The 7,602-nt window shown below is 75.5% G+C and carries 6 protein-coding genes and 2 pseudogenes; 2 read left to right on the top strand and 6 right to left on the bottom strand.

Annotated features, from left to right (window positions below; genetic code table 11):
* The 3 genes and pseudogenes from cydC to JNW89_RS21315 form a co-directional block, all read right to left on the bottom strand.
* A pseudogene (cydC, locus tag JNW89_RS21325) lies at window positions 1–1,413 on the bottom strand (thiol reductant ABC exporter subunit CydC); the annotation flags it as partial.
* A 95-nt stretch (window positions 1,414–1,508) separates the two neighbouring features.
* A pseudogene (gene cydD / locus JNW89_RS21320) lies at window positions 1,509–3,016 on the bottom strand (thiol reductant ABC exporter subunit CydD); the annotation flags it as partial.
* Between the two features lie 85 nt (window positions 3,017–3,101).
* Window positions 3,102–3,587, bottom strand: coding sequence for a GNAT family N-acetyltransferase (locus tag JNW89_RS21315; RefSeq protein ID WP_238450242.1), 486 nt, complete (start codon window positions 3,585–3,587; stop codon window positions 3,102–3,104).
* A gap of 110 nt (window positions 3,588–3,697) precedes the next feature.
* On the opposite strand from JNW89_RS21315, the gene JNW89_RS21310 reads away from it, so the two are divergent.
* Window positions 3,698–5,221, top strand: a complete 1,524-nt coding sequence (locus JNW89_RS21310; RefSeq protein ID WP_238450241.1) for a glycosyltransferase family 39 protein — start codon at window positions 3,698–3,700, stop codon at window positions 5,219–5,221.
* A gap of 10 nt (window positions 5,222–5,231) precedes the next feature.
* Here JNW89_RS21310 and JNW89_RS21305 read toward each other — a convergent pair whose 3' ends face one another.
* From JNW89_RS21305 to JNW89_RS21300, 3 genes are all read right to left on the bottom strand, one after another.
* Window positions 5,232–5,714 carry a hypothetical protein gene (locus JNW89_RS21305; protein WP_309140010.1) on the bottom strand — a complete coding sequence of 161 codons (483 nt, stop codon included), beginning with the start codon at window positions 5,712–5,714 and terminating at the stop codon, window positions 5,232–5,234.
* Window positions 5,663–5,965 (bottom strand): methyltransferase domain-containing protein, encoded by a 303-nt coding sequence (locus JNW89_RS38140; RefSeq protein WP_309140009.1) that lies wholly within the window; start codon window positions 5,963–5,965, stop codon window positions 5,663–5,665. Before JNW89_RS38140 ends, JNW89_RS21305 begins: the two co-directional genes overlap by 52 nt.
* 84 nt (window positions 5,966–6,049) lie before the next feature.
* The gene (locus tag JNW89_RS21300; RefSeq protein ID WP_238450240.1) at window positions 6,050–7,138 is read right to left on the bottom strand and encodes a spore photoproduct lyase family protein; all 1,089 of its coding nucleotides are present in this window, start codon (window positions 7,136–7,138) and stop codon (window positions 6,050–6,052) included.
* A 110-nt stretch (window positions 7,139–7,248) separates the two neighbouring features.
* On the opposite strand from JNW89_RS21300, the gene JNW89_RS21295 reads away from it, so the two are divergent.
* Window positions 7,249–7,602 (top strand): DNA-formamidopyrimidine glycosylase family protein (locus JNW89_RS21295; RefSeq protein ID WP_305070525.1); only part of this gene is annotated, 354 nt, incomplete at its 3' end.

Below are 7,602 nucleotides of genomic sequence, written 5' to 3'. Positions count from 1 at the left end.
CCGCTGCCCGCCGGAGAGCTGGCCGCCCTCCTCGCCGACCACCGTGTCCCAGCCGTCCGGTTGTTCGCGTACCCAGTCGAGCAGGCCGGCGGCCCGGGTGGCGGCGGCCAGCTCCTCCTCGCCGGCGGCGGGCCGGCCGAGCAGCAGGTTGTCCCGGACGGAGGCGTGGAAGACGTACGCCTCGGCGAGCAGCCCGCCGATGGCGCGGGGCAGTTCCTCGGCCGGGTACGCCGACAGGTCCACCCCGTCCAGGGTGACCCGGCCGGCGTCGGGGCGCACCGCGCCGGTGAGCACGGCGGCCAGGGTGCTCTTGCCGGCGCGCTCGGGCCGACCACGGCGACCCGGCGGCCGGCCGGGAGATCCAGGTCGACGCCGTCCAGGGCCGGGGCGGCGCCCTTCCGGTAGCGCACGGTCACCCGTCGAACCGCACGTCGTGCCCGGCCCGGGCGGCGACGGTCGCCCCGCCGGGGGAAGTGGTGGGGGCCGTCGGGGGTGTCGAGCAGCGTGGCGACCCGGTCGAGGCCGGCGCGCAGCTGGGTGCGCTGCCGGGCCGCGCCGACCAGGGCCAGCGCGATCTCCACCGCGGCCAGGGTGCCGACGGCCAGCACGCCGATCAGCACCCCGTCGACTCCGGCGCGCAGCGTGGTGAGCACCACGCCGGCGGCGGTCAGTCCGGCGACCAGTACCCCGGCCGCGTCGACGGCGAACCCGGTCCGGGCGAGCCGGCGTTCCAGCCGGGCCAGCCGGTCGGCGCGATCGGTGGCGGCCCGCAGCGCGTACCCGGTGGCCCCCGAAGGCGGCCAGGTCGGCGGCGCCGTGGGTGAGGTCGACGGCGTCGGTGGCGAGTGCCCCGCGCAGCGGCGCGACCTCGTCGGCGGCCCGCCGGGTCAGCGCGGTGGCCAGTACGGGCAGCGCGACCCCGGCGACCAGCAGGCCCACCGCGAGCACCCCGGCCGCGGGCAGCGAGATCAGCGCGGCCCCGCCGACGGCCAGCAGGCTCACCAGCGCGGCGGCGGCCCCGGGGACGAGCACCCGCAGCAGCAGGTCCTGGACGGCCTCCACGTCGGACACGAGCCGGCTCAGCGCGTCCCCGGACCGCTGTTCGGCGGGCCCCCGACGGGCGGCGAGGGTGGCGAAGACCCGGGCCCGCACGTCGGTGATCATGCGCAGCACGGCGTCGTGGCCGGCGAGTCGTTCGGTGTAGCGGAAGACGCCCCGGCTGATGGCGAGCGCCCGGACCGCGACGATGGCCACGGTGAGCCGGTCCAGCGGCGGCCGGCCGGCGGCGCTCATCAGCAGCCAGGTGGCGGTGGCCATCAGCGCCAGTCCGGCGAACTCCGTCGCCGCGGCGAGCAGCCCCGCGCCGACCAGCCGGCCCAGGTACGGCCGGGCCAGCCGCAGCACGGCCCGCTCCGCGCCGGTGTGCACCGTGCCGGCTGGTGGTGGCGGCAGCTCCGCCGGGGTCGGGCCGCCCGTGTCGCGGCCCTCCGGGCGAACTTCTCCGGTGGTCATCGGGTCGCCTCCCCGGCGGGGATCGGGGTCAGCTCGGTGACCCGGCCGTCCTCGACCCGGAGGATCCGGTCGGCGTCCGCCAGCAGCGCGGGGCGGTGCGCGACCAGCAGCGCGGTACGCCCCGCGACGAGTCGCCGGGTGGCGGCCAGCACCACGCCTCGCTGGCGCTGTCGAGCCGGGCGGTCGGCTCGTCGAGGAGCACCAGCGGGGGCGTTCCGGAGGAAGGCTCGGGCCAGCGCGACCCGCTGCCGCTGCCCGCTGGACAGGCCGTGCCCGCGCTCGCCCAGCGTGGTGGCGAGCCCGTCGGGCAGGTCCGCGACCACGTCTTGGAGCGCGGCGTCGGCAACGGCCGTGGCGAGCGCCGCGTCCGGGGTGTCGGGGGCGCCGAGGCGGATGTTGTCGGCGAGCGAGGCGGCGAAGAGGTGCGCCCGCTGCGGCACCCAGGCGACCTGCCGGCGCCAGGCGTCCCGGTCGACCTCGGTCAGGTCACGCCGTCGACGGTGACCCGGCCGGAGGTGGGGGTGACGAAGCCGAGCAGCAGGCCGAGCAGGGTGCTCTTGCCGGCGCCGCTCGGCCCGATGACCGCGATCCGCTCGCCGGGCCGGATGGTCAGGTTGACCTCGCGCAGCGCGGTGGTCCGCTCGTACGCCACGGTCACGTCGGTGAAGCGGATCTCGCCGTGGCCGTCGGGCGCCGGGACCGGCTCGCCGGCCGGCGCGGCGGCGGCCGGTGCGGCGGAGACGGTCAGCGCCTCGTCCAGCGCGGTGAGCCCCTCCATGCTGGCGTGGAACTTGCTGCCGGCCGCCCGCAGCGGCAGGTACGCCTCCGGGGTGAGCAGCAGCACCAGCAGCGCGGTGGAGAGGGTGATCCCGCCGCTGAGCAGCCGGATGCCGACCGGCACCGCGACCAGCGCCACCGACAGGGTGGCGACCAGCTCCAGCACCAGCGCGGAGAGGAAGGCGATCCGCAGGGTCTTCATGGTCGCGACCCGGTGCCCGTCGGCCATCCGGCGCACCACGTCGGTCTGGGCCCGGCCGGCCGAAGGCGCGCAGCGTGGGGAGCCCGGCGACCATGTCGAGGAAGTGCCCGCCGAGCAGCGACAGCCGTCGCCACTGGCGTTCGGTGGCGGCCTGCGCCTGCCAGCCGAGTAGGGCGCCGAAGACCGGGATCAGCGGGATGGTCAGCGCGATGATCAGCGCCGAGCCCCAGTCGGCCAGGACCAGCCGGGCCAGCACGGCCAGCGGCACGGCCACGCTGAGCACGAGCTGCGGGAGGTAGCCGGTGAAGTAGGCGTCCAGCGCGTCCAGGCCCCGGCCGGTGAGGGTGGCGAGTTGACCGGCGCGCTGCCCGGCGACCCAGCCCGGCCCGTGCCGGCCGACGGCGGTGAGCAGGTCGGCGCGGAGCGTCGCCTTCACGGTGGCCGCGGCCCGCGCCGCGACGGTGCCCTGGCGCCCAGGCGACCAGTGCGCGTGCGCCGACGGGCGGCGACGAAACCGGCCAGCGCCACCGCCAGGTCGATCGGCTCATCGCTCATCGGCCCATCCTGGCACCGCCGCGCCCGTTCGGGCGCGCGGTGTCCCCCTCGGGGCTCAGAGGAAGCGGTGCATGATGTGCAGGCCGACCCGCTTGCCGTCCGGCAGCGCGAACGCCTCCGGCACCGTGCCGATCACCGTGAACCCGAGCCGCCGGTACAGCTCCACCGCCCACGTGTTGGACTCGGCCACCGCGTTGAACTGCATCGCCGCGTACCCCTGCCGGCGGGCCCAGTCCAGGGCGTACTCGACCATCGCCCGGCCGACGCCCCGGCCCCGCGCGTCGGCGGACACCATGAAACTGGCCGTGGCGACGTGCGCGCCCGGCCCGGGCTTGTTCGGGCCGATCTTCGCCGTGCCGAGGACCCGGTCACCGTCCAGGGCGACCACGGTCACCCCCGGCGGCGCCTCCACCCACATGGCGCGTGCTGACTCCTCGGTCAGCCCCGGGTCGTAGACGAAGGTGTCGGCCGCGACGACGACCTCCCGCACGATCGACCACACCTGCGGCCAGTCGGCGTCGGTGAACTCTCTGATCAGCATCGGGGCAAAGCTAACCGCAGCCCCGCCGCGACGCCAACCGGATCCGCCGGTGCCGAACCGTGACCGGTCCGGGACAGCGCGGTACGCACCCGAGCGGCCACCATGGGAGCGTGGCCGTACCCGTCACCGACCGTCCGGACGCGGCAGCTCCCGCCGCGCCGCCAGCACCCGGGCCCCGCACGAAAGGGCCGTGGCTGGTCGCCGGCGCGGTCACCGTCATTCTGCTGGCGCTGGCCCACCGGTACGGCTACCACCGCGACGAGCTGTACTTCCTGCTCTGCGGCCGGCACCTCGACTGGGGCTACGTCGACCAGGGGCCGCTCGTCCCGGCCCTGGCCCGCGCGATGGACACCCTCGCCCCGGGCAACCTCGTCGTGCTGCGTACCCCGTCGGCGCTGATCGCCGGGGCCGCGGTGGCGCTGGTGGCGGCGCTGGCCCGCCAGTTCGGCGCCGGACGCGGCGGGCAGCTCCTCGCCGCGGGCACCACCGCGGTGGCCGGCGTCGTCCTCGCCGCCGGGCACCTGCTCAGCACCACCACCGTGGACCTGCTGGTCTGGCTGGCCGCGGCGTACTGCGCGGTCCGGGTGCTGCGCGGCGACCCGCGCTGGGCGCTCGGCCTCGGCGCGGTACTCGGCGTCGGGATGCTCAACAAGCTGCTGCCCGCGCTACTGGGCGTGGGGCTGCTCGCCGGGGTGGCGATCGCCGGGCCGCGCCGGCTGCTACGCGACCGGTGGGTGCTCGCCGGCGTGGCGCTGGCCGCGCTGCTCGCCGTACCGAACCTCGCCTGGCAGGCCGCGCACGACTTCCCGCAGCTCGCGGTCGCCTCGTCGATCGCCGACGGGGACAGCTCCTACAGCGGCCGCCTCGACGCGGTCGTGCTGCAACTGCTCATCATCAGTCCGGTGGCGGTGCCGATCTGGGTCGCCGGGCTGGTCGCCCTGCTGCGCCGCCCCCGGTGGCGGGCCTACCGGGCGCTGGGCTGGGCCTGGCTGGTGGTGTTCGGCATCGTGCTGGTGGCCGGCGGCAAGGGCTATTACGACGCGCCGCTGCTGCTGGTGCTCACCGCCGCCGGCGCGGTCGTCACCGCCGACTGGGCGCGTACCGTGCCGCGTCGGGTGCTACTGGCCGCCGCCGCGGTCGTCGCGGTCACCGGCAGCGCCGTGCTGCTGCTGCCCACGCTGCCCGCCGACCGGCTGCCCGGCTTCGTCGTCGAGGTCAACTACGACGCCGGGGAGACCATCGGCTGGCCGGCGTTCGCCGACTCGCTCGCCGCCGTGCACCGTGGGCTGCCGCCGGAGCAGCGGCAGCGCGCGGTGATCCTCACCGGCAACTACGGCGAGGCCGGCGCCGTCGCCCGCTACGGCCCCGCACGCGACCTGCCCCGCGCCTACTCGGGGCACAACAGCATGGCCGAGTTCGGCCGGCCGCCCGCCGACGCCGACACCGTGCTCGCGGTCGGCTGGGACCGCCCCGACCAGCTACGCGGCTGGTTCCGACAGGTCACCCTCGCCGGCCGGGTCGACCAGCGCGTCGACGTGGACAACGACGAGAACGGCGGCCCAATCTGGCTGTGCCAGGGCCTGCGGCGCCCGTGGGACCAGATCTGGGACCAGGAGGTACGCCACGCCGGCTGAACCGGGATCGTCAGAGCGCCGTCGCCACCACCACGAACTCGCCGTCGTCCCCCGCACCCACCGGCTCCCCCTGCCAGCCACCGTGAATCCGCTGCACCCGGAAACCCGCCCCCGCGAGCGAGTCCCGCAACTCCCTTTCGGTACGGAACCGCAGCACCGCCTCGCCGCGCACCTCACCGTCGGCGAAGCCGAAATGTCGGGTGAACCGCACGACGCCGTCCCGGGCCTCGGTCACCTCGGTCCAGGTCACCACGTCCGAGCCGTCCGGCAGGCGGACCGACCGGCGCGAGTCGACCGGGTTCCACCGCTCCCAGCGCCGGTCGGCCGGATCCCGGGAATCGAAGAGCAGCCGGCCACCCGTACGCAGCGCCCGACGCAGCGCGGCCAGGACCCGCCGCCACTCGTCGTCGTCCACCACGAACTGCGCCACGTGGCTGGTCATCACCGCCACGTCGTACGCCCCGCCGGGCAGCACCTCCGCGCCACCCTCCACCCAGGTGACCCGGTCCGCGCCGGGCTTGGCGCGGGCGGCGTCCAGTGAGGCGCGGGCCGGTCGACGCCGGTGACGGTGTGCCCGGCGGCAGCCAGGGCCAGGGCCAGGCGGCCGGTGCCGCAGCCGAGGTCCAGCACCCGGGCCGGGTCGACGCCGACCTCGGCGAGGAAGAAGTCGTCGTCAGGGCCCCACGGGCACTCGACGTCGTAGACCGCGACGAGGCGGGGATCGGTGAACTCCGCGTTACGCACCGCCGCACGCTAACCGGGCCGGCGGTTCGGCACGAGGCGGATTCCGGCCACCAGCGGCCGTCCCGGCTGGCGCCGTCGGGGCGGCTAGAAGGCGTACCGGATCCGGCAGTACGGCGCGCGGGCGGAGATCAGCTCGGTCAGCGCGGCCACGTAGCGGCCTTTCTCACCGGTGCGGTAGCGCACGTTCCAGCCGCCGGACTGCGAGCGCTTGGGTTGCTGCAGCTCCGGGCGCCAGAGCAGCTCCTCGGCCTTCGGGTGCCAGCCGAGGTTGACCTCGTGCAGCCGGTCGTTGTGGGTGAGGAAGATGACCTCGGCGGCGAGCTGCGCCCGGGCCGGCGGGCCGATCCCGGCGTCGAGCTGCTCGAGCAGCTCCGCCCAGTCGTCGAGCCAACCGTCGCGTACCACCACCGGGCTGAAGTTGACGTGCACCTCGTAGCCGGCGGCGACGAAGTCGTCGATGGCCGAGATCCGCTCGGCGACCGGTGAGGTGCGGATGTCGAGCAGCTTGGCGTCGCGGGCCGGCATCAGCGAGAACCGGATCCGGGTCCGCCCGCGCGGGTCCCAGTCGAGCAGGTCGCGGTTGACGTGCTTGGTGGCGAAGCTGGCCTTGGCGGTGGGCAGGCCGCGGAAACAGCTGACCAGGTCCCGGACGTTGTCGCTGACCCGGGCGTCCAGCGAGCAGTCGGAGTTCTCGCCGATGTCGTACACCCACGCGTGCGGGTCGCACTGGTTCGCGGCGCCCTTCGCGCCCTGCCGGGCGACGTGCCGGGACAGGTAGCCGGTGATCCGCTCGATGTTGGCGAAGACGGTGATCGGATTGCTGTAGCCCTTGCGCCGGGGGACGTAGCAGTAGGCACACGCCATGGCGCAACCGTTCGCGGTGGACGGGGCGATGAAGTCGCTGGAGCGGCCGTTGGGCCGGGCCGTGAGTGACTTCTTCACGCCGAGCACGAGGGTCTCGGTCTTGATCCGCACCCAGCGGGCCACGTTCGTCTCGTCGCCGTACAGCTCGGGGATCCGGGTGTGACTGTCGATCTCGATCCGCTCGGCGTCGGGAAAGCGAGCCAGCACCTCCCGGCCGCGGGGAAGCGCGGCGGCCTCCGGCTCCACGAAGATCCGCCGGATGTCGAGCAGCCGGGGCTGCGGGGCGTCGCCGGTCACGGACCGGTACAACTGCCGACCGATCGCCCTTCTTCCCGGTCAGGGCGGGGTTTCCCCTCCGACGCGCCGGGTACCCGCCGTCATGCCCTGGTTGCCCGTTGTGTCCCGTCGGCGCCGGTGACATGCCCGAGGGGCACCTCATCCACCGGTACGCCCGCGAGCAGCACGCCGCGCTCGCCGGGCAGGTGCTGGCCGTCTCCAGCCCACAGGGCCGCCTCGATCCCGGCCCGTACGACGGGCACCGGCTGCACGCGGTGGAGGCGTACGGCAAGCACCTGTTCTACCACCTGGAGGAGAGCCCCACCCTGCACGTCCATCTCGGCATGCGCGGGCTGTTCCTGCGCCACGACGATCCGACCGTCGCCCCGCGCGGCGGGGTGCGGCTGCGGCTGGCCGGCACCCGCGTCGCGTACGACCTGATCGCGCCGATCCGGTGCGAGCCGCTGTCGGCCGACGACGAGCGGGCGCTGCGCGCC

Source organism: Micromonospora sp. 4G55 (assembly GCF_016803375.1).
Note: the sequence above shows the minus strand (reverse complement) of the source record. Positions and strands in the feature narration are given on the sequence as shown.

What these genes read in the sequence shown, in the direction of transcription:
- JNW89_RS21315 (WP_238450242.1), bottom strand. Translation starts at nt 3,587, where the DNA reads ATGCTGATCAGAGAGTTCACCGACGCCGACTGGCCGCAGGTGTGGTCG.